1 pseudogene is annotated in these 236 nt (G+C 39.0%); it reads right to left on the minus strand.

The window, feature by feature from the left end:
• A pseudogene (locus ACTHS8_RS10930) lies at positions 1-100 on the minus strand (F0F1 ATP synthase subunit B); the annotation flags it as partial.
• Between the last annotated feature and the right edge of the window lie 136 nt (positions 101-236).

The following is a 236-nucleotide window of genomic DNA, read 5'->3' on the forward strand; positions in this document are numbered from 1 at the left end:
CCAATTCTTTGGCAATCGGACGCCATACGAATTTCATCTTAAAACAAACCAAGCCAAAGAAAAACAGGATTTGCTCAATTAAGGTTGCATTAATATTCACGTTACTTAACCTTCGTATCTTGGTTAATCAAACAGAACGTAAGCCTGTATCTTAAAGGATCGATCCGTTTTGATTACGAAGCACAATTACCAAACGGGTTAACGAAGGCGAACAACAGGGCAATAGCCACACAGAT

Source organism: Neisseria sp. P0016.S008 (assembly GCF_051957775.1).
Classification (GTDB): Bacteria; Pseudomonadota; Gammaproteobacteria; order Burkholderiales; family Neisseriaceae; genus Neisseria; species Neisseria flavescens_B.